Annotated in this window: 17 protein-coding genes and 1 other RNA gene; 8 read left to right on the top strand and 10 right to left on the bottom strand. The window is 40.4% G+C overall.

The window, feature by feature from the left end:
• Positions 1-49: 49 nt before the first annotated feature.
• Positions 50-1,330 carry a phosphopyruvate hydratase gene (gene eno / locus B4U84_RS15815; protein WP_131119349.1) on the top strand — a complete coding sequence of 427 codons (1,281 nt, stop codon included), beginning with the start codon at positions 50-52 and terminating at the stop codon, positions 1,328-1,330.
• Positions 1,331-1,515: 185 nt separating this feature from the next.
• Here the strand turns inward: eno and argC are convergent, their stop codons facing one another.
• Positions 1,516-2,574: an N-acetyl-gamma-glutamyl-phosphate reductase gene (gene argC, locus B4U84_RS15810; RefSeq protein ID WP_131119347.1), complete on the bottom strand. Its 1,059-nt coding sequence runs from the start codon at positions 2,572-2,574 to the stop codon at positions 1,516-1,518.
• A 305-nt stretch (positions 2,575-2,879) separates the two neighbouring features.
• Between argC and ribBA the strand changes: the two genes are divergently transcribed.
• On the top strand, positions 2,880-4,583 hold the full coding sequence (ribBA, locus tag B4U84_RS15805) for a bifunctional 3,4-dihydroxy-2-butanone-4-phosphate synthase/GTP cyclohydrolase II (protein ID WP_131119345.1): 1,704 nt from the start codon (positions 2,880-2,882) through the stop codon (positions 4,581-4,583).
• An 86-nt stretch (positions 4,584-4,669) separates the two neighbouring features.
• Here the strand turns inward: ribBA and B4U84_RS15800 are convergent, their stop codons facing one another.
• Together B4U84_RS15800 and B4U84_RS15790 are read right to left on the bottom strand one after the other, a co-directional pair.
• Positions 4,670-5,647, bottom strand: a complete 978-nt coding sequence (locus B4U84_RS15800; RefSeq protein WP_131119343.1) for an N-acetylmuramoyl-L-alanine amidase — start codon at positions 5,645-5,647, stop codon at positions 4,670-4,672.
• A gap of 999 nt (positions 5,648-6,646) precedes the next feature.
• On the bottom strand, positions 6,647-7,984 hold the full coding sequence (locus B4U84_RS15790) for a dicarboxylate/amino acid:cation symporter (protein WP_131119341.1): 1,338 nt from the start codon (positions 7,982-7,984) through the stop codon (positions 6,647-6,649).
• 189 nt (positions 7,985-8,173) lie between these two features.
• Between B4U84_RS15790 and B4U84_RS15785 the strand changes: the two genes are divergently transcribed.
• Entirely contained in the window at positions 8,174-10,813 is a 2,640-nt protein-coding gene (locus tag B4U84_RS15785) for a trans-splicing intein-formed DNA polymerase III subunit alpha N-terminal partner DnaE-N (RefSeq protein ID WP_017310068.1), read from the top strand.
• Between the two features lie 53 nt (positions 10,814-10,866).
• On the opposite strand, the gene B4U84_RS15780 is transcribed toward B4U84_RS15785, so the two are convergent.
• Positions 10,867-12,201 (bottom strand): hypothetical protein, encoded by a 1,335-nt coding sequence (locus tag B4U84_RS15780; RefSeq protein WP_131119339.1) that lies wholly within the window; start codon positions 12,199-12,201, stop codon positions 10,867-10,869.
• A gap of 225 nt (positions 12,202-12,426) precedes the next feature.
• On the opposite strand from B4U84_RS15780, the gene B4U84_RS15775 reads away from it, so the two are divergent.
• On the top strand, positions 12,427-13,329 hold the full coding sequence (locus B4U84_RS15775) for a hypothetical protein (RefSeq protein WP_131119337.1): 903 nt from the start codon (positions 12,427-12,429) through the stop codon (positions 13,327-13,329).
• Positions 13,330-13,471: 142 nt separating this feature from the next.
• Entirely contained in the window at positions 13,472-14,644 is a 1,173-nt protein-coding gene (locus B4U84_RS15770) for an NAD(P)/FAD-dependent oxidoreductase (RefSeq protein ID WP_131119335.1), read from the top strand.
• Here B4U84_RS15770 and B4U84_RS15765 read toward each other — a convergent pair.
• Both B4U84_RS15765 and B4U84_RS15760 read right to left on the bottom strand, forming a co-directional pair.
• The gene (locus B4U84_RS15765) at positions 14,601-15,068 is read right to left on the bottom strand and encodes a hypothetical protein (RefSeq protein WP_131119332.1); all 468 of its coding nucleotides are present in this window, start codon (positions 15,066-15,068) and stop codon (positions 14,601-14,603) included. The two genes, B4U84_RS15770 and B4U84_RS15765, sit on opposite strands and share 44 nt — an antisense overlap.
• 23 nt (positions 15,069-15,091) lie before the next feature.
• A complete protein-coding gene (locus B4U84_RS15760; RefSeq protein ID WP_131119331.1) occupies positions 15,092-15,469 on the bottom strand; it encodes a nuclear transport factor 2 family protein in 378 nt (125 codons plus the stop codon).
• Between the two features lie 284 nt (positions 15,470-15,753).
• Between B4U84_RS15760 and B4U84_RS15755 the strand changes: the two genes are divergently transcribed.
• The 3 genes from B4U84_RS15755 (at position 15,754) to B4U84_RS15745 (ending at position 17,396) form a co-directional block, all read left to right on the top strand.
• Positions 15,754-16,077: a hypothetical protein gene (locus B4U84_RS15755; protein WP_131119329.1), complete on the top strand. Its 324-nt coding sequence runs from the start codon at positions 15,754-15,756 to the stop codon at positions 16,075-16,077.
• Positions 16,059-16,427, top strand: a complete 369-nt coding sequence (locus B4U84_RS15750) for a pentapeptide repeat-containing protein (RefSeq protein ID WP_131119327.1) — start codon at positions 16,059-16,061, stop codon at positions 16,425-16,427. The genes B4U84_RS15755 and B4U84_RS15750 overlap by 19 nt, the downstream gene beginning before the upstream one ends.
• Positions 16,428-16,724: 297 nt before the next feature.
• Positions 16,725-17,396, top strand: coding sequence for a fasciclin domain-containing protein (locus B4U84_RS15745; protein WP_131119325.1), 672 nt, complete (start codon positions 16,725-16,727; stop codon positions 17,394-17,396).
• Between the two features lie 179 nt (positions 17,397-17,575).
• On the opposite strand, the gene fba is transcribed toward B4U84_RS15745, so the two are convergent.
• The 4 genes from fba to B4U84_RS15725 form a co-directional block, all read right to left on the bottom strand.
• Complete coding sequence (gene fba, locus B4U84_RS15740; RefSeq protein WP_017309992.1) at positions 17,576-18,655, bottom strand: class II fructose-bisphosphate aldolase; 1,080 nt, start codon at positions 18,653-18,655, stop codon at positions 17,576-17,578.
• Positions 18,656-19,119: 464 nt separating this feature from the next.
• Positions 19,120-19,304, bottom strand: a non-coding RNA gene (gene ssrS / locus B4U84_RS15735) — 6S RNA.
• A 60-nt stretch (positions 19,305-19,364) separates the two neighbouring features.
• On the bottom strand, positions 19,365-20,534 hold the full coding sequence (locus B4U84_RS15730) for a 5-(carboxyamino)imidazole ribonucleotide synthase (protein ID WP_242677698.1): 1,170 nt from the start codon (positions 20,532-20,534) through the stop codon (positions 19,365-19,367).
• A 274-nt stretch (positions 20,535-20,808) separates the two neighbouring features.
• A complete protein-coding gene (locus tag B4U84_RS15725) occupies positions 20,809-21,975 on the bottom strand; it encodes a pyridoxal phosphate-dependent aminotransferase (RefSeq protein WP_131119321.1) in 1,167 nt (388 codons plus the stop codon).
• Positions 21,976-22,412: the final 437 nt, after the last annotated feature.

Genomic DNA, 22,412 nt, shown 5'->3' with positions numbered 1-22,412 from the left:
GTTTGTGTTCAGCGGTAAGAACTAATTCACAAAAAGGACAAACAAATAGATGATTGATACTGCCATTGAAGCAATTGTGGCTCGCGAAATTCTTGACTCGCGGGGTAGACCAACAATAGAAGCAGAAGTACATTTAATTAATGGTGTTGTGGGACTGGCGCAGGTTCCGAGTGGTGCGTCAACCGGTACTTTTGAAGCCCACGAATTACGCGATGGAGATAAAAGCCGTTATGGGGGTAAGGGAATACTTAAGGCTGTACAAAATGTCAAGGATATAATTTTCCCAAAATTATTACATATGGATGCCCTGAATCAGGAATTCCTTGACCGCACGATGATCACTCTCGATGGTTCTCCTAACAAGTCTAATCTGGGGGCGAATGCGATATTGGCAGTTTCTTTAGCAGCAGCCAAAGCAGGTGCAGAATCCTTAGATATTCCCTTATATCGTTATTTGGGTGGCCCTTTAGCAAATTTGTTACCTGTGCCATTAATGAATGTCATTAATGGTGGCGCCCATGCAGCAAATAATGTGGATTTTCAAGAATTTATGATTGTTCCCATCGGGGCGTTGTCTTTCCGAGAAGCGTTACGATGGGGTGCGGAGGTATTCGCTACCCTTAGCCAGGTTTTAGATGAGAAGGGTTTACTTACTGGTGTGGGAGATGAAGGCGGTTTTGCACCTAATTTAGAGTCAAATCAGGTGGCTTTAGAATTGCTGGTTGCTGCGATTGAAAAAGCTGGTTACAAGCCAGGGGAACAAGTAGCTTTGGCGTTGGATGTGGCTGCTAATGAGTTTTACAAAGATGGGCAGTATGTTTATGATGGTAAGCCCCACTCACCAGCTGAGTTTGTTGACTATCTCGGACAACTAGTTGATCAATATCCGATTGTCTCAATTGAAGATGGGTTGCACGAGGAAGACTGGCAAAATTGGCAGTTACTTACTCAGAAATTAGGCGATCGCGTCCAGTTGGTAGGAGATGATTTATTCGTTACGAACGCTACTCGCCTACAAAAGGGTATTGATCTCAAAGCTAGTAACGCAATTCTAATTAAACTCAATCAAATTGGTTCACTCACCGAAACCTTGGAAACCATTGATTTGGCAAATCGCAACGGTTTGCGATCAGTGATCAGCCATCGTTCTGGCGAAACAGAAGACACAACAATCGCTGATCTTGCTGTCGCCACTCGTGCAGGTCAAATCAAAACAGGTTCTCTGTGTCGTAGCGAACGGGTGGCAAAATACAACCGCTTGCTGCGAATTGAAGATGAATTAGGCGATCGCGCCGTATATGCTGGTGTTGTAGGTATGGGGCCAAAATAGGGAACGGGGATCGGGGAAAGGGGAAAGGGGACAAGGGGGACAAGGAGGACAAGGAAGACTTATCAGTTATCAAAATTAAACTGCTCACTGTTAACTGTTAAATGTTAACTGATTCATGCCCTTTCCCCGATCCCCTGTCCCCTTTCCCCGATCCCCTTTCCCCGATCCCCTGTCCCCTTTCCCCGTTATGGATAAAATCCTAACTTCGGTAATCCCAAAGTTTCATCCCAGCCCATCATGATGTTCATACACTGAATTGCTTGACCTGCCTGTCCTTTGATGAGGTTGTCGATCGCTGACATGACGATCGCTCTGCCTGTGCGTGGGTCAACTTCTATACCGATATAACAAAGATTACTACCACAAGCCCATTTGGTTTGGGGATAAATACCGGGATCACAAATTCTCACCCAAGGAGAGTTGCGATAAAAAGCTCGGTAAATGGTAATTAAGTCATCTCTGACTAAGCCAGGATCGCGTAAGGAAGCATACACTGTGGATAAAATACCGCGCACCATCGGGATGAGATGCGGAGTAAATTGAATGGTGAGTTCATGACCTGCTAATTCGCTGCAAATCTGCTCAATTTCCGGTGTATGGCGGTGACGGGCGACACCATAGGCTGCTAGAGAGTTATCTGCTTCGGCTAACAACATGTTGATTTTAGCTTCCCGTCCGCCGCCCGATGTGCCAGATTTAGCATCAATGATGGCTGTTTCGGGGACGATTAACCCTTGTTTGAGGAGTGGAGAGAGTGCAAGCAAACTGGCGGTAGGATAGCAACCGGGACACCCGACTAATTGGGCTTCGGCAATGCGATCGCGATACAATTCTGGTAGTCCATACACTGCTGTTGCCGCAGTAGCAGTATCTTGACGTTGTTTACCGTACCAAGCTGTGTAAGTTGCTAAGTTGGTAAATCGATAGTCAGCACTCAAATCGAGTACTTTACATCCTTTCTCCAGTAATTTTGGAGCAAGCTGGCAAGCCAGACCATTCGGTACAGAGAGAAAAACTACTTCACAACGGTGAGCAATAATTTCTGGATCAACTGCTTCTATCGATAGATTGACTGTATGAGCCAAATGTGGGTATATATCCCCAAACGGCTTACCAGCAGTGCTATCACCACCTAAGTAAACAAGTTCTACTTCTGGATGATCAATCAGTAGACGCACCAACTGAACACCACCATAGCCTGACGCGCCTACAATCCCAACGGGTACGCGTCTCAAATTGCCCATGATAATAAGATCCTTATCCGTTTTTGGTTAACCTATTGTTAGCTATCAACAATTGACGCTTTAGCTCAAAGCTATTAGCTCCTAGCATATGACGGCGCAAGATTGAATAGCTAACCCCTGATGATTGTTGAACTATGACAGAATTTGAGTACTAAAACCTAATTTTAGCGGTAGACTTTTTCGCTATGTTATATGAAAAATAACTCATCTTAGGGCGCGTGAAAATATGACCAATGATCAACGACTACGGTACAATCTGATATATAGGATTTGTAAAAAAAATTTACCTTTGGTAGTTAAAATCCGTGTCTCAGATCAAGACAACTTCAACCCAAGCCTTTAAATTTGATTCGATTGACGCCGCTTTGGCAGATTTGAAAGCTGGCCGTGTCATTGTGGTAGTGGATGACGAAAACCGAGAAAATGAAGGCGATTTGATTTGTGCTGCTCAATTTGCGACTCCAGACACAATCAATTTCATGGCGGTAGAAGCGCGGGGGTTGATTTGTCTAGCAATGACGGGCGATCGCCTAGATGAATTAGACTTGCCTTTGATGGTGAGTAATGTTGTTGCCGAGAGCCACAATACTACATACGATAATCAAACGGCCTTTACTATAAGTATAGATGCTGGCTTTCATCTGGGTGTAACTACGGGTATTTCCGCGGAAGATCGTGCTAAGACTATCCAAGTTGCCATTAATCCCACCACAAAACCCAGCGATTTACGCCGCCCTGGTCACATCTTCCCTATACGTGCCAAGGAGGGAGGTGTCTTAAAAAGAGCCGGACATACAGAAGCAGGTGTTGATTTAGCTCGATTAGCAGGGCTATACCCAGCTGGAGTTATTTGTGAGATCCAAAATCCTGATGGCTCGATGGCGCGACTACCACAATTAATTCAGTATGCTCAACTGCATAACTTGAAGATTATCAGTATTGCGGACTTAATCAGCTACCGTCTTCAGCACGATCGCTTGATTATTCGCGAAACTGTCACCAAATTGCCCAGTCAATTCGGACAGTTTAATATCTATGCATATCGTCATACATTAGACAACACTGAGCATGTAGCGATTGTTAAAGGTGATCCAGCGACGTTTCAAGATGAGCCGGTGATGGTGCGAATGCACTCAGAATGCTTAACAGGTGACGCTTTAGGTTCTCTGCGTTGTGATTGTCGGATGCAACTACAAGCAGCCTTGAAAATGATTGAAAGTGCGGGTAAAGGTGTTGTAGTATACCTACGCCAAGAAGGACGAGGAATTGGACTGATTAATAAATTAAAAGCCTACTCATTACAAGATATGGGGCTGGATACAGTTGAGGCTAATGAACGTTTAGGATTTCCAGCGGATTTGCGTAACTATGGCATGGGAGCGCAAATGCTCATGGATTTAGGTGTACATCAAATACGTTTAATTACCAACAACCCCCGTAAAATTGCGGGGTTAAAAGGTTATAGTCTAGAAGTAGTCGATCGCCTGCCATTATTAATTGAAGCTAATGACTACAACTCCTATTACCTGAGTACAAAAGCGACAAAATTGGGTCACATGCTGTTGCAAACATATTTGCTGACAATGGCGATCCACTGGGAAGATGACCCACAAGGAGTGACAGAACGCTACGAACGCTTGGAGAAACTACGCCATTTAGCGAAAACTCATGATTTATTATTACAAGAAGAAGCGCGTCCCTTAGCGATCGCCTTGTTTGACAAACCATCTCTAACAGTACATCTGGGGTTTGATCAACCACGACTAGCAACTCATGACTGGTACAAACAAAAAAATCATCCTTATGTGCAAGCGATCGGGCAAATTCTTGATTACGTTGTCAGTCTACCTTATGTACAAAAGCTAGAGTTTTTGATTTCTCCTGGTATAGATCCCCTAAGTAATCTGCAAGTGCAACTAGACCGCCAAACTTTCTCAGCAGATACCTTACCTTCATCAATTTGTTGTGAACAGTTGGAAACGCAGAAAATATATAGTTTTCATCTGTGAAGGGAGCTCTTAGCAATAACCAATGCCCAATGCCCGATCCCCAATCCCCAATCCCCAATCCCCGATCCCTGATCCCCGATCCCTTTTCACGATATCGGCTGACGAAAAGAATGAAGTAAGTTGAAAAACTTATCAAAATCAAAACTGCGGGGATCAATTCTTGTACCTGAACGATCTACATCTCGATGGGTAGTAATGCGCTCGTCTGGAACGCTACTCTGAGCAATTAACCAAGCTAGAGAATAATACTGTGCATCGGTATAACCGATGTGATACGGTTCATTGTTACGACCTTCTGGTGGTGTTTCTAGAGAAACGTGATAAGCAAAATTATTCACCGATGGTTCTAAACCAGGATTAGTTTGTACAGTTTCTGGCCCGTTTGATCCATCAAAAACTGAGTTACCAGCACCAAAAGCACGTTTGTCCGGTGGGACTATATAGATAATTGTCCCATCTAGTGTAATCAAGCTATGGTAACTTACTTGCTTTTTTTCATCAGTATGGGGTGTTTGAAAGGTATTAATCGCACTAGATGCAGAATCACTTGTTTCGTGAAGTACTATAATGGCTTGGTTGTTAATCGGTACACCATTGATATCTGTAATAAAACGTTCTCCATAATTACTTGGGTTAGCTAAAGCAACTTCATAACTGGGTGTATATTGTTTAAAAGCTTTAGTTGTTTTAAACGAAGATAGAGGAATATTTTGTAATTGTTCTGCTTGCTTATTTGTTGATATAGATTTATCCGCAGAACCCTGAGCAACTGATGGTGTAGGAGAATTTTGCAGTTTGTCTGCTTGTTTATTCTTTGATTCAAGCTTGGGAGTTGGACTAGTCTTTGTTAATGATTTGGAAAAGTCTTGAAATTCCTCTTCTTGCTCTCTCGCCGCTTGTAGTTGGACTTTGGCTGGACTCCAAGCAGCAGGATCTACATCTGTATTTGCTGAGTTGCTGCTATTTTGCTGTAAATTTACTTTCCCGACTACAAGCACAACAGTTAAAGATATAAGCATCAAAGAAATTAGTAGCAATCTATTAATCCAGACGCTAAAACTCATATGTTTAAAAATAAAAATATTGCTTAAATTTATACTAATATATTCGCATTAATAGAAAATTATTTACTATCACAACCTTTTAGAAAAACAGATTTCATGCAAGGCTCATGAAATGTTTTTATTGGGACTGACTACCTACGGTAGGCGCGTAGCGACTTCACAGAAGTAGCCGATGCAGCGTCTACTGCCCTCTACTCTCTGTATATTTTTGTAAAAAATATAACTAGCGTCACTTGGGAAATCACCTTAAGAGGCGATCGCCTTTACGAAATCTTTAATTGACGCAAGTTCCAAATTACCGTAGGAAAAGAGTAGGTATATAGAATTGTAGAGATAGGTTTACAAACTAGCCACTGTCAGGAGGTTCGGAAGAATTCCGGATAGATTCTATAAAAGCTAGAAGAGACAGTCAGTTAACCACTTATTCTTATATATTTATGTTAATTCACGAAATTAAATGGTTACTTAAGATACCTATAAAAAAATAACATACAAAATTGAGCAATTAGCTTCCCTTTTTTTCCGCAATTGCCCTAAAGACAACTGAATATACATTGTGTACGGTTTAACTAGGCAATAAGTAATCGGCATCTTTGAAAACGGATGCTCTCTACGGCGACGAAGTTTAATCTTTATAGTATTGTCTTGCTCCTATGACTCCAAAACACACTAAGCTCAAATTCCCTCTGTTGCAATATCTGAATCAGCCTTTGTTTAGTTCTACTACCAAATTAGAATTGAATCCTCGACGCTTCGCTCATCTCTACAGAATAGAACTTCTCAAAAAATGCTGGAGGAGGGAATGTGATGCTAAGGGGCCTTTTTCTAATTAGGAATGGGCGATAAGGGATTCTCGTATAAAGACGCACTCGCGTTTGGGAATCGGACAATACGCTTCGCTTAAGTATTTTTATTTATAAGTTTGGGCATGTAGAGACGTTGCACTGCAACGTCTCTATATAGTTTAAATATCAATCAATTTGTCTGATCTGAAGCGTGTCAATAACTAGCTCCCTTGTCTTTCTCGTCTCCCATATCCCCCCTATCCCCGCTCCCCGCTCCCCGCTCCCTCTTACCATCGAGTAAAGCACTGACAGTCATATCTCCCATTACATTAATAGCAGTACGACAGCGATCCAAAAACCAGTCTACGGTTACAAGTACGGCAATATATTGTGTAGGCAAACCGACGGAAGTGAATACGAGAGTCATAGTCACTAGTCCAGCATTGGGAATGTTCGCCGCACCGACTGAAGCAAAGATAGAAGTGAGAACGACAAGAAGCTGTTGCCCAATATTTAAATGTTGTCCTAATACTTGGGAAATAAACAAAGCAGACATCGCCTCGTAAAGAGCCGTACCATCATTATTGAAATTCGCTCCTACTAATGCCCCTAAGGCTGCGGAAGATTCCCGTAAGCCTATTTTTGTTTGTAAAACTTCAAAGGTGACCGGCATTGTTGCCCCGGAAGAAGATGTGGAAAAAGCCATCATAAAGGCGTCGGAACCACCACGCAAGAAATTTACTGGTTTTACCCAAGAACCAAATTTAACTCTACTTAGGTAGTAACAAGCTTGTAGCATCAGTGCTATTAACACTGCCAAAATAAACGCCCCCAAAGAGATAAACGGCTCGAAACCTTCTTTGGCAACTGTAGAGGCGACGATACCAAAAACAGCTAGGGGTACTAAACTTATCACCCAGTTTAAGATACGGATCACAGCCTCAAACAAAATTGAAATTACGTTTTCAATGGGCTTGTATTCATTTTTGTCTTGTGCCACCATCTCCGACTTAATGGCACGTAGAACAATACCAAAACATAAGGCAATTACAATTAACTGGATGACATTGTTGTTGACTAAAGGCTCTAAAATTGCTTTTGGTATTGCGTCTTGAATCAGTCCCCAGGGATCGAATTTTTCCTGTGGCAAGCCTGTACCACCTGGAGCTGACAAACGTCCCCATGTACCAGGGCGCAGGATGTTTGCTACCAAAAGTCCGATAAATATTGCTACTGTAGTATTGGTAAGCAGTAACACCGCTAGGCGTCGTCCAGCAGTACCAGGAATATTTGCTGTCATGAAAGTATGCAGCACTGCTACCAAAATCAACGGCGGAGCTAGGGCGCGCAGAGCCTTAAGTATTAACTCGGCGGGAATGGCTAGGTTCTTGATTAGGGCTTCATTTGCTGGGCTGGGGTTACCTGCACCTAGTACAAATCCGACTGCGATCGCCAATATTAAAGCAATAATAATTTGTAATGTCAGCGGGATTTTTTGCCACCAAGAACGGCCTTTTTTTTCTGGTTGATCAATGCTGTCTATTTCTTTCATTGCTTAAAGCATAAGCGGGTGATGTCACCATTAAAACAACACTTTGCCAAGATAATTTTTCCAAAAAATACAACTCTTAATATTTGCAAACTGAGCTATCCTAATATACCGTAGCTTTGAAAACTTATTAGCTGTCAGTTATCAGCTTGATAACTGTTTTTATCCCTGTTCCCTCAATAATAAACTTATATGTCTTTTGTGCCGTTGCATATTCATAGTGACTATAGTCTGTTGGATGGTGCTAGTCAAATACCAAATTTAGTGGATCGTGCCATCGAACTGGATATTAAAGCGATCGCACTGACGGATCATGGTGTCATGTATGGTGCGATCGAACTCATCAAAATTTGTCGTAACAAAAATATTAAGCCAATTATCGGCAATGAAATGTACATTATCAACGGCGATATTACTAAACAAGAACGCCGTCCTCGTTATCATCAAATTGTTTTAGCAAAAAATACTCAAGGTTATAAAAATTTAGTTAAATTAACAACTATTTCCCATCTCCAAGGTGTACAAGGCAAAGGTATTTTTTCTCGTCCTTGTATTAGCAAAGAATTACTCAAAACATACCATGAAGATTTAATCGTTACTAGTGCCTGTTTGGGCGGAGAAGTACCCCAAGCAATTTTGGCTGGGAAACTAGATGCAGCTCGCCGAGTTGCTCAATGGTATAAAGATGTATTTGGTGAAGATTATTATCTAGAAATTCAAGATCATGGTTCTCCCGAAGACCGAATTGTCAATGTCGAAATTGTCAAAATCGCGCGGGAATTAGGCATAAAAATTGTCGCTACCAATGACTCTCATTATATTTCCTGTTATGACGTCGAAGCACACGACGCCTTGTTGTGTATCCAAACAGGAAAATTAATAGTTGAAGATAACCGGATGCGTTATAGCGGTACAGAGTATTTAAAATCCGCTGAAGAGATGAGACAGCTATTTCGTGATCATTTGCCAGATGATGTCATTGAAGAAGCGATCGCTAATACTGTAGAAGTAGCAGAAAAAATCGAACCGTACAATATTTTGGGCGATCCTCGGATTCCCAATTATCCAATTCCATCTGGTCATACTGCTGATACTTATGTAGAAGAAATTGCTTGGCAAGGACTCTTACAAAAACTCAATCGCAAATCTCGCAATGAAATCGATTTAGCTTACAAAGAAAGGCTGGAATATGAATTAAAAATGATTCAGCGAATGGGTTTTTCCACCTATTTTTTAGTTGTGTGGGACTACATCAAATTTGCCAGAGATAATGATATTCCAGTTGGACCAGGTCGTGGTTCTGCCGCAGGTTCTTTGGTAGCTTATACCATGGGAATTACTAATATCGATCCTGTACATCATGGCTTACTTTTTGAAAGATTTCTCAACCCAGAACGGAAATCTATGCCGGATATTGATACAGATTTTTGTATTTCTCAAAGAGATAAAGTGATAGAATATGTCACAGAAAAATACGGTACAGAAAGAGTAGCCCAAATTATTACTTTCAACCGTCTGACTTCCAAAGCAGTTTTAAAAGATGTCGCCAGAGTATTAAATATTCCTTATGCAGAATCAGACAAAATGGCGAAATTAATTCCCGTTTCGCGGGGAAAACCTGCCAAATTGAAAGTGATGATTTCTGATGACACTCCTGAACCAGAATTTAAAGCTAGATATGATAATGATCCGAGAGTCCGCCATTGGGTAGATATGGCAATTCGCATCGAAGGAACTAACAAAACCTTCGGTGTTCATGCAGCAGGTGTAGTCATTTCTGCTGATCCATTAGATGAAATTGTGCCACTTCAGAAAAATAATGATGGTTCTGTGATTACCCAGTATTTCATGGAAGATTTAGAATCACTGGGTTTGTTAAAAATGGATTTTCTGGGCTTGAAAAATCTGAGTATGATTCAGAAAACCATCGAATTAATTGAAAGTAATCATGGATTTAAGATTGACCCCTATGTAATTACTGCTCAAGAAAGAAAAGCGCAGAAAATACTAGCGAAAGGTGGAGAAGGCGCGAAACTTCCCCCAGATGTGAAAAAGACTTATGAATTATTAGAAGCAGGTGAATTAGAAGGAGTATTTCAGCTAGAATCTTCTGGGATGCGTCAGATAGTACGTGATTTAAAGCCTTCTAATATAGAAGATATTTCTTCGATTTTGGCGCTGTATCGACCAGGTCCATTAGATGCGGGGCTAATTCCGAAATTTATTAACCGCAAACACGGGCGGGAAAATATTGATTATGAACACACTATTTTAGAACCAATTTTAGATGAAACCTATGGAATTATGGTTTATCAAGAGCAAATTATGAAAATTGCTCAGGATATGGCTGGATATTCTTTAGGTCAAGCTGATTTGCTGCGCCGAGCAATGGGTAAAAAGAAAGTTTCTGAGATGCAGAAGCAGCGAGAAAAATTCATGGATGGTGCAGCTAAAAATGGTGTCAAGCAACAAATTGCAGATGCATTATTTGAGCAAATGTTAAAATTTGCCGAATATTGCTTGAGTTATGACACTGAAGTTTTAACTGTAGAATATGGGTTTTTGCCAATCGGAGAAATAGTCGAAAAAAGAATTGAGTGTACTGTTTACACTGTTGATCATAATGGTTATGTGTATACACAACCGATTGCTCAGTGGCATAATCGTGGTTATCAAGAAGTGTTTGAATATGGTTTAGAAGATGGTTCAGTAATTCGAGCTACGAAAGATCATAAATTTATGACTAGTGAGGGGCAAATGTTACCAATTGATGAAATATTTGCCAGGGAATTAGATTTGCTACAAGTAACAGGATTAGTAAATCATTCATGAATAACAAGATCCCCGAATTTTTAAAAAAATCGGGGATCTGGATCTCTCTGAAGTTACAATGTTTGAAAGCCTTTTGATGGTTTTTTTTGTCCCTTGGTTTTCGATTTAGATTTGTGGACTTCTCCTAAAGCTTCTTGGAACAAATTATGTAGATGTAGTGGTACACTGGCTATTTCTGGTAATTCTGGTTCTAGAGGTTTATGATATTCTTGTAACAGTGTATCTAAGTCATTTTTTAAGTTAAATTCTGGGCGTTGTAGGACTGTTTGCAATATTTTTTCTAATGAATTTGAATACTCTGCTGCTAGGCGATACCAGATAAAAGCATTGATATTTTTACTTTCTAAGTAGTGACGAATTAGTTTTTCAGAACCTTCTATACTCTGCCAATCTTCTGCTGCTAAAATTGTTTTAATTTTGCTATATGTTGGTAAAAACATCTGTCCCCAGCGAGGATGAGAAAGTGCTGTTACTGCTTCTGCTTTTTTGAGATCAGCAGGCAATTCCACTTTTGATGTTACCATTTTGGCTGTAGTAGTTTTGTTGTTCAACAATTGTGATACTACTTTAGAATCAGCACCCATGTCTTCGGCTGCTGCTTTGATTTCTTCTTCGTCAACTCCTGCTTCTTGGGCAATTTCTGCCAGTGATTTTGAAGAATCTATTCCTGCTGCGGCTAAACTTTTTTCGGTAGTGATTTCTTGGAGTTCGGCTATTTTTTTGTTGAGTTGGTATCCTGGCATTGTAACTTCATCACTACCGAAAAACTCAATAAATTGTTGATGATATCTTGATACTGATTGCCAAGCTTCTTCTAACAAGTCAGGTGCATCACTGTAAAGATGGCTTTTGTAATTTTCTTTAAAATTACCAATTGCTACTGCTAGTTTTGGTTTTCCTAATTTACCCATTTGTGTGTACGGGCCAGAAAATGTCCAGTAGGATTCTGTGACAGGAGAAATCCGAGTGAGGAGAATTTCTCCTACTTTTAACCGTGACATTTCCTGTTGGGTTTTAGGGTTGTTGAATTTAACAATGTAATTTTTGGCTGTTAACCAGTTCATTAATTCAAAGCCATCATCCAATATTTTTGCGATCGCAAACAACCCCATAAAACTATGATGCCAACTATTGAGCAATTGGCGATCGCTTTGTGACAATTCTGGATGAGTTTGTATAAACAGATCTACTGGTGATTTTTCCCCTACTTTACCTTCGATAGCAAAGCTGTCTATTGTTAACTCTTGTTGGATTGTGTCACCAGAACCACGACGCAACTGTTCTGCTGCATAAGTTTCCAACGCTGCTGCCAGTTCATCGTCTGCATCCAAGATAAAATCAATTAACGCTTGTTTGAGTTGGTGCGATCGCTCTAAAAGTGCATCCACAGTTTCATCTCTCGGTTTTACTTTTCGTAGATTATAGGTTGCCGAAAGCCAGATGGATCTAACTATTGGCTTAATTTCTCAAATTGCCATGCTAATTGTTATAAATTACCTATTATTTACAAACATTGTATTTTTTTTGCTTGAATTTTCATATTAAATTACGTACTATCGCTTAACTATGTAGGAGTTGTTTGACTGAGAGTTCAGTACAAAAAAGAGGAAAATATGAAACGATATCTGTATTTGGGATTGGCTAAACAATTTGTACTGATGGTGACTCCGATAGTAGCTAGTTCTGTTTTAGCAAGCTCACCCAGTCAGGCCGCTAGTCTAGCTTTTGCTCAAGAAGAGTTAAATTTTACCAACTTTAGTCAAAGTTTTGGCATCATTGACAGACAAAATCAAGCTAATACCAATGCCTCTACCTTTACTGATGATGCAACAGTATTAACTATCAATCAACAAGTACAAACAGATTTCACATTTACTCCACCACAAGCTTATACTCAAGTGGGTTTGAGTCTCGCTAGTGGACAAGGTACAAGTTACTTCGGAACAGCAGATACTCTTGGGGGAATAGTCGGTAATTTTGACATAGATGGTGGTAAATTGTTTTCTTTCGATTTCACAGCTTATTTAAATTTGGGAACATCAATAGATGATTCCTCACAAGAAAATGCTAAAGCGATTGGAGATATTTCATTCTTGTTATTTGATACGAGTCATATTGAACCAACAAATATTTCAACTTTTGTCGCTGATGTCTTATCTGGAAATCAAACTATTAACACAAATCCTTTAGATTATTTTTCACTCACTGGTAATATTAACACTGCTGGGGATAATGACTTTCTTACATACGAAAATAGCCAAAATATTAGCTTATTAAATGAGTTAGATGCATCTAACTTTGGTGGAAATCAAGAAACAGCTAGCGCTATTATTAGTGGCTCTTATCAACGGTCTTTTGATCACAAAACTAATCTGACTTTAGTAGCAGTAAGAAAAAGCCAAGTCAAAGTTGCAGCACCTGAACCTTCAACTTATCTAGGTTCATTACTATTTTTTGGCTTAGGTGCAATTGCTCTGAAAGCGAAACGTAACTTCAGACGGCAAAAATCAAGCTAAATAGTTGGGTTGTTATTTGTCATTAGAGACGCCATGATACTCTTACCTTGAAGCCGCTCTTACGAGCGTCTACGCGTCTGTACAATTGGTCATTAGTAGGAGTTTGGTGCATCTTTATTTAAATCAAAGTATATAAAAATATATGAAAACCTACGATTGGATCGTCATTGGTGCAGGTTTTACGGGTGCTTCATTAGCTTATGAACTAGTGAAAGTTGGCTTTTCGGTGCTTTTGTTAGAACAGGATGCAACGTTACATAATGCAACTCGTTATAGTTATGGTGGTTTAGCTTTTTGGTCTGGGACAACTCCCCTGATGCGTCAATTGTGTGATCAGGGAATCGCGCGTCATCGCATTCTTAGCACAGAGTTAGATGGTGATACTGAATTTCGGGAGTTAGATTTATTGTTGACGATCGCAACCAACACTGATCCAGAAGTTGCTGCGGCCTTCTATGCTGATTTTGCCATTCCTCCCAAGTTACTTAGTGTTGATGAAGCTTTGGAGATGGAACCTTTATTAAATAAAGAGGCGATCGCAGCTGCTTTAACTGTCAAACACGGTCATATTAACCCCGAAAAAACAACACAAGCTTACATTGAAGCATTTCTGCGGACTGGTGGTGAAATGGAAATTTGCCAAGTACAGAACTTCACCTCAAATCATGCTTCGCAAACGATCAAAACATCTACCAAAACTTACCACAGCGCTAACATTGTCGTCTGTGCTGGTGGACTTTCTCGACAGTTGCTCAAAGCATCCGGTATTCCGATAAAGTTGTATTTTACCCATGCGGAGATGATCCAAACTCCACCCGTAGAAGTGCAATTAAGTACCTTAATAATGCCGGCTAATCTCCAACGCTTTCAATTAGAAGCAGAGTCTACCAAAGTTGATGAATTATGGAATGAACCGGGACATGAACTATTAGCACCAATTTTGGATACGGGTGCAATTCAGTTTCAAAATGGAAGTATACGCTTGGGTCAAATTAGCCGTGTCCTTAGTGATCCCTATGTTGAGATAGATAGAAAAACAAGTGAAAGCTGGCTGAGGCGGAGTATAGGAGAAATATTACCAGCATTATCTAATTTACCAGGAACTTGGCATCATTGTTTAGTAGCATTTAGTAGAGATCGCCTTCCTGTAATCGGTTCTATTCCCGGATGTCATGGAGTGTATGTATTCGCTGGATTTAGCAACCCTCTAGCGATCGTACCGCCTTTAGCCCAACGCTTTGCTAATTATTTAACTGGCAAAGAAGACGAAATTATTTCTCAATTATCTCCTGCTCGCTTTCAATCTCCGATGTAGCTAAAAGTTCTGCCGCTTCTTTGAAAAGCTCATTTTGTTCTTTTTGAATTTCAGCTAGCCGTTGAGAAATTTCTTGTAATCTTTGTTGTTTTTCTAGGTTAATAATTGGATTATTTTTTGGTGGTAAAATAGGTATATTATTATTATATATATGAGAATTGCCTAGTTTTTTTATTGCTAAATTACTAATTTGAGTAAATGATGAAAAACTAAATTGTAGAATAGCCAAAATCAACTTCAAAGGTACTTTTAATATTGATCTACTAGCTGATTCAATCAAGCGACCAATTGCTTGAATAATACTGACAATTATAGCTAGAATAAACAACAAAATGACAAAACTAATAATTGGGTGATTAGCTGCCCAACCAATAATTTGTGCTAGTTGAAAAATAGAACGATTTTGATTCAGCAAATCATTCATATCGCTTCAGAATTTCCCTATGTTCACGCTACCATACCTATATGAGCAGCAATGATATGCCAACTCCCGCTCACAGAGACAGCCCAAACCCGCGTATAACGAAAGTCACCATTTGCAGGGCTACCATTATAACTACCAGATACTTGCATTCTGACTGAAACAATCGCTACTTCTCCATGAATTTGAATATGCTGCTGTGAAGGTATCAACTCGTGTATTTTAAACAAACCAGATTCGTGAGCAGCGAGATCATCTTGTTTTCCTAATAATTCTCCAAGATGACTAGTGATGATAATTTCCGGGGCTAGTAGTTCATTCAAAACGCTGACATCAGAAGCAAGCATGGCCTGTCTGAGCCGTTCTTCGACGTTGATAATCTGAGTTTCAATTGTTTCAGTCATGGTGTTTGTTTATGTTTCATATGACACAGATACACAAAAGGTTTTATGTATAATTTGCTTATTTTTCATGTGTAAATGCGGATAATTTCAGATAATAAGTGATAGCCAAAAGTAAAATTTTGATTGATTTATAAAGTAGTGTAGCGTAGCAGAAGTAGGGGTGTACAGCCGGGTTGCCCCTAACCATGTATTTGTATGATCAAAAAAGTTAAATACAATGACATGCGATCGCCACAAGTCATTGATAGAGTAATAAACAGAGGCTTGAGCATGGATAAGTAAAGATGATGACACTACAAGAATTCAAGCAATTAATCGAAAAACAACAACAATGTCCTGATTCACAACCAAAAGCTCTCCAAGCATTGTGGTTTGAGTATAAAGGTAATTGGGATAGAGCGCATGAAATAGTTCAAAATGCCAATGATCTCGATAGTGCGTGGGTTCATGCGTATTTACACAGAAAAAAAGGTGACATGAGTAATGCGCGTTACTGGTACAAACGTAGTGGGAAACCAGAATTTCACGCAGGACTCGATCAAGAATGGGAGCAAATAGTTTCTGATTTGCTAATAAAGGTGCAAGAATCATGGATGCCGATGAATTAATAAGGCGTTACGCTGCCGGAGAAAGGGATTTTACTGCTGTTAATTTAGCAGGAGCTAAGTTGATCGGAGCATATTTGGTTGGTATCAATTTGTATGCAGCAGACTTGAGTGGTGCTAACCTGGCTAAAGCTAAACTATGGGGTTCTAATTTAGGTGGCACAAACCTAGCCAAAGCCAATTTAACCAGAGCTAACCTCAGTTGTGCAAAGTTAATAGAAGCGAATCTGCGTGGAGCAAAACTACACTATACCAAGCTGTTTGGAGCAAATTTAACCGGAGCTTGCTACGACGATAGTACTCGATTTTCCTATGGCTTTGATCCACAAAGTAGAAATATGCGAAAGATATAGACTAGGACTAGCCCTTTCAAAGTGACTCATAAAATCTCTTTTTTCCTCTCTGCGCTCTCTGCGTTCTCTGCGGTTTCAAAGTTATTTATTTAACCTAAGAGGCACAGAGAACACAGAGATAAGAGCTTACAGAGGAGTTGATTGTCGAGAATTTTGCTCCACCTTGAAAGGGCTAGTCCCATAGACGATTAATGATGAAATTGTACAAACTACCTCTCACGGATGAGGGATTACTTCTCAGCAGATATTAAATTTTGTAAATATGAAGTTTATTTTGCTCGATTTTGGGGAAAAGCCATGAAAGCAAGCAAAGGCATTTTACAAAAAGCTTTGTTTAGTATAGTTGGTGTGGGTAGCCTCTTTGCTTTGTCTGCCTGTGGTCAACCGAATGCAGAAAATACTACTCCAACCGTTGGAGAAGCACCTACAACAAATACCTCACCTGTTGCGGAAGTGACTCCAACAACTACTGCAACTGCAACAGAAACCCCTGGTAATACAACCGCAGACAAAAATTTTGCAGAACTTTCTCAAGCAGCAGCCAGCCAAGGGTCTTTTAAAACCATAACCCAAGCATATAAAGCAGCAGGTTTAGAAGATCAACTGACTGCACAAGGCCCCTATACAGTTTTTGCACCCACTGATGCTGCTTTCAAGGCTTTACCAGCTGGTACTTTAGAAAACCTCCTCAAGCCAGAAAACAAGCAACAGTTAGTGAAACTTCTTAGTTACCACGTCATACCCGGACAAGTTACCTCTACTCAGTTAACATCTGGAGATGTAAAAACAGTTGAGGGTACTCCTGTGACAATTGATGTTAATAGTACTGCTAAAACAGTATCCGTCAACGGTGCTAAAGTTACTCAAGCTGATATCTTAGCAAGCAATGGTGTTGTTCATGTAGTTGACAAAGTAATTCTGCCTCCTGGTTTTAAAGTAAGTCCTACCTCTAGTCCCACACCACGGTAGTAAAGTTTGTAGTAACGACTTTAGTCTTTAAATTTTCATTTTCAAGGACTAAAGTCCTTACTACGAACTAAGCAAAAAACCGGGGAACATAATTGCTACCCGGTTCAGTCTATGGGGTATGAGAATCCTCAGCTTAGGGACACAGCATTAATGTGTCCCTATTTACTTATGTGGCAAAATTACAGAGCAACTGTTTTCTTGATTGCAGCAGCGAGTTCGCCTTTTGCATACTTAGCAGCAAACTCTTCCAAAGATACCTGCTTGATCTTGCTAGCATTACCAGCAGTTTCAAATTGTTGGTAACGTTCTGCACATACTTTTTGCATGTACTTAATAGAAGGCTTGAGGAAGTGACGGGGGTCAAATTCTTTGGTATTACCTGCCAATGCTTCCCGAACCGCAGCAGTAATAGCCAAACGGTTGTCGGTATCGATATTTACCTTACGTACACCGCTCTTGATGCCTTTTTGAATTTCTTCTACAGGTACACCGTAGGTTTCGGGGATTGTACCACCGTACTGGTTAATCAAAGCAATCAAATCTTCGGGTACGGAGGAAGAACCGTGCATTACCAAGTGGGTATTGGGCAAACGGCGGTGAATTTCTTCAATGCGGCTGATTGCCAAAATTTCGCCTGTTGGTTTGCGGGTGAATTTGTAAGCACCGTGGCTAGTACCAATAGCAACAGCCAAAGCGTCTACTTGGGTTTGCTCAACAAAATCAACAGCTTGGTCGGGGTCGGTTAACAGTTGGGAATGATCGAGTTTACCCTCGAAACCATGACCATCTTCAGCTTCGCCCATACCTGTTTCTAGAGAACCCAAGCAACCGAGTTCGCCTTCAACGCTGACACCCAATGCATGAGCTACTTCCACCACTTGACGGGTGACTTTGACGTTGTACTCATAGCTAGCTGGGGTTTTAGCATCAGCTTCCAGAGAACCATCCATCATCACGCTGGTAAAGCCGTTTTTAATTGCTGAGTAGCAAGTAGCTGGTTCGTTACCATGATCTTGGTGCATGGCAATGGGAAGATGGGGGTAAGTTTCCACTGCTGCCAAAATCAAATGACGCAGGAAGTTTTCACCTGCGTATTTACGAGCGCCACGAGAAGCTTGCAAAATCACGGGGCTATCTGTTTCATGAGCAGCTTGCATAATTGCTTGAATCTGCTCCATGTTGTTCACGTTAAAAGCTGGAATACCGTAATTGTTTTCAGCCGCGTGCTCCAACAGCAGCCGCATTGGCACGAGCGCCATAGATAGTCCTCCTAATTGTGTTGTCAGCTAGTCGGTTTGGAATATTGCGTAAATATATATTACGCCAATCTTAAGAAATTATTGTGACCCTATAGGAAATTATAACTAGTCATGGGTGTCTATGCTGAAAAAGTTTGTCCTAATCTGTGGATAAATATCCTCTATAGTTGCTCGATGTTACTGTACGATCAGTTACCCGACGCCTTGGGGTTTTGGTAACACTGTATTCCAAATGAGCAAATGAGGGACTTGTAGACTTGTAGATCAAAAAGTATTTCATTATGTGGGGAGAGGGGAGACAAGGGGGAGAGGGAGGACAAGGAAGACAAGGGGGACAATAAACACTAATGATGCGCGATGCTTTATTTTCGAGACGGCTAATAATGACCCCTACATCTACACCCACTTTATCTATAAATATAATTAAAGCTCCTTAGTCAAATAGACTTTAGGAGCTTTGATTTTTATTCACCGCGACGCCGTTTTACCTAAGTTTTTGACCTGGAGTAAACCAGGTGGGTACCGTGTCTTCCGTTTAAAGTTTCCGGGTACAAGCCCGGTTTACTGCCACGAAAAATGCTTGGTTCCCATACTTTTACAAGTCATAGATCACAAAACTTGTTGGCAGTCACCAACGTCGCAGTGCTATGAATCGATTATAGCTTTTAAAGTTGATTTTGTGTATGCCAAATTAGATTTTTTTGCTGGTTTAATTGGCGTACCAAATATTTTCTATAGTCTGGGCGATCGCCATCGCTTGATCTTGATTTTGATGATCTAACAAAACGGTGACGTGTCCTAACTTTCGCCCTGGACGAGATTCTGTTTTCCCGTACCAGTGGATATTACTTTGAGGAATTTGTTTTATTTTTTGACGTTTGGTAATATAATCATTTTTTGATATTTCGTAGCCCAACAAGTTTACCATAATAGCACATGGACAAGTTAGTTTAGGATTGCCCAAAGGTAAGCCAGAAACGGCTCTTAAGTGTTGCTCAAACTGGGAAGTTTCGCAGGCGTCGAGAGAAAAATGTCCCGAATTGTGAGTGCGGGGTGCTATTTCATTGACTAGCACTTTGTCATCTGCATTCAGGAATAGTTCAATCCCGAAAACTCCCACTGCTTCTAGGCTATTGAGGAGTGTATGGGACATATTCTCAATGTCTTTTTGTACATAGGATGGAATATCTGCTGGTGCAATTACCCGCCGACATACCTGTTCTTCTTGTTGGGTTTCTACAATTGGGAAAATCACGACTTCACCGCTTACAGAACGGGCTGCAATAACTGCTAGCTCTCGTTCAAACGGGATAAATTCTTCTAATATAAAAGCTACATTATTTGCAGATTCTAATTTTTGCTGAAGAGTGTGGATATCTTTAATGATAAAAGTACCCTGACCATCATAACCGTGACGGCGAGCTTTTAAAACTATTGGAAATTTTAATTTACTTATAAGTGAAAAATTATGAAGATTTTCACTTTCTATTCCTAACTCTTGACTTTCAACAGTTAACTGTTTATTTCCTGTTTGTGCGTCTTGTTTCCAGTTTCCTTTGATATCAAAGAATTGAGGAACTGGTAAACCTAAATCGCGTAAATAACAACGTTGGTGATATTTATCTAAAAGGGGAACTAATGCTTGTAGCGGCGGACGAAAACAAACCCCTTGTTCTGCTAAGACTGATAAAGCTTTCAGATTAACAAACTCATTTTCAAAAGTAATTATATCGCATTTAGTTGCTAAAACTTCTGTAGCTGCGGCATCATCTATTGGGGCGAAAATAGTGTCATGAGCGATCGCCACAGCTGGATCATTAGGACTAGGGGTTTGTACTACCAATTCCACGCCTAACTTTTTTGCTGCACCGCCCATCATCCAGGCGAGTTGTCCGCCACCGATTACACCAATACGCACGTTCTTACCCCAAACAATCACGAATGTTTACCCTGTCTTAGGATCATAGCGCGCTCAAGATCAGTTACCAGTTAATGTAGTTGCACAAAATTAAGTTCATTTGTGGAGGTCATCCAATTTTGGATTTTGGATGCGTGGATTTTCGATTTATTCCCAGGATTTTAGTAGAGACGCGATGAATCGCGTCTGTACAATAGTAGAGTCGCGATTCATCGCAAATTCACGAGTGACCCAATTAAATCCGCGATTTGACAAACTTCTCTAACCGATCCATCCCCTTCTCAATAGTGGTCATATCTGTAGCGTAGGAGAGACGAATGTTGTCATCTGCACCAAAAGCAATTCCCGGAATGACTGCTACTTGTTGTTCCTCTAATAAAGCGTCAGAAAATTGCAGAGATTTTAATCCGGTTTTGCTGATCTCAGGAAATAGATAAAACGCACCGTCTGGTTGGGAACAAGTTAATCCCGGTATGGCGTTAACTCGTTCTAGCATGACTTGGCGGCGTTTTGCAAAAGCTTGGCGCATTTCTTCGACACAGTCTTGGGAACCTTCCAAAGCTGCGATCGCACCATACTGAGCAAAGGTACATACATTTGAAGTACTATGACTCTGGACTGTACTTGTGGCTTTAATAATATCTATTGGCCCTGCCAAATAACCAACCCGCCATCCCGTCATTGAGTAACCTTTGGCAAAACCATTACTAATAATTGTACGAGCAAATATTTCTTCTCCCAGTGAACCAATAGACAAATGTATTGCACCGTCATAGAGAATTTTTTCGTAAATCTCGTCAGAGACAACAAAGATATCTGTTTCAACTATAACTTCCGCCAAGGCTTTGATTTCCTCTGGCGTGTACACCATACCTGTAGGATTAGATGGCGAGTTGAGGATAAATAACTTAGTCTTGGGAGTGATAGATTTGCGTAATTGCTCAGGAGTAATTTTATATCCTGTACTCCCATCTGTAGGAACAATTACAGAAACACCACCCGCCAAAGTCACCATTTCGGGATAGCTTAACCAGTAGGGAGCAGGGATAATAACTTCATCACCGAGTTCAATGGTTGCTAGCATTAAATTAAACAAAGAATGCTTACCACCATTGGTGACGATGACATTTTCTGCTTTATAATCAAGACCATTATCATTTTTCAGCTTGCGGGCGATCGCTTCTCTTAACTTTGGTTCCCCAGCAGCAGGCCCATATTTAGTCTTACCTTCATCTAATGCTTTTTGAGCAGCAGCTTTAATATGTGCTGGGGTATCAAAATCCGGTTCACCAGTGCTAAAACTACAAACATCTATACCTTCGCCCTTCATTGCTTTTGCTTTCGCTGCGATCGCTAAAGTTATAGAGGGCGTAACTTGACTTACTCTTCCTGCCAGCTTCATCGTTACTAAAATTATCCGTATATTCGTGTAAAATAAGGTCAAAGAGTGGAGAAAAATCCCTAATTGGGATTGAAATGCAAGACTTCACTCAGCGAATTCTCACCTCTTCCAGAATATCCCAGAACTAAGGGGAAGAGGAGCAGGGATTACAATACGTTTCGGTTAAGGATTTTTCGGCATAATTTTGTCATGTAGAGCGGGGAACAGGAAATAGGAAAACTATTCCCTGTTCCCTTATTGTATGAAAATAAGAGATTTATAACATTTAAGGCAGATTTTTGACTTAAAAATCTGTTTTATGACTTGTGAAGCTAATTTAAAACTCAAAAACCTGATTCAGGAGTTTCAAACCTGATTCAGGAGTTTCAAACCTGATTTAGGAGTTTCAAACCTGATTCAGGAGTTTCAAACCTGATTTAGGAGTTTCAAACCTGATT

The sequence above is a fragment of the Westiellopsis prolifica IICB1 genome (genome assembly GCF_004323185.1).
GTDB lineage: Bacteria > Cyanobacteriota > Cyanobacteriia > Cyanobacteriales > Nostocaceae > Pelatocladus > Pelatocladus prolificus_A.
Note: the sequence above shows the minus strand (reverse complement) of the source record. Positions and strands in the feature narration are given on the sequence as shown.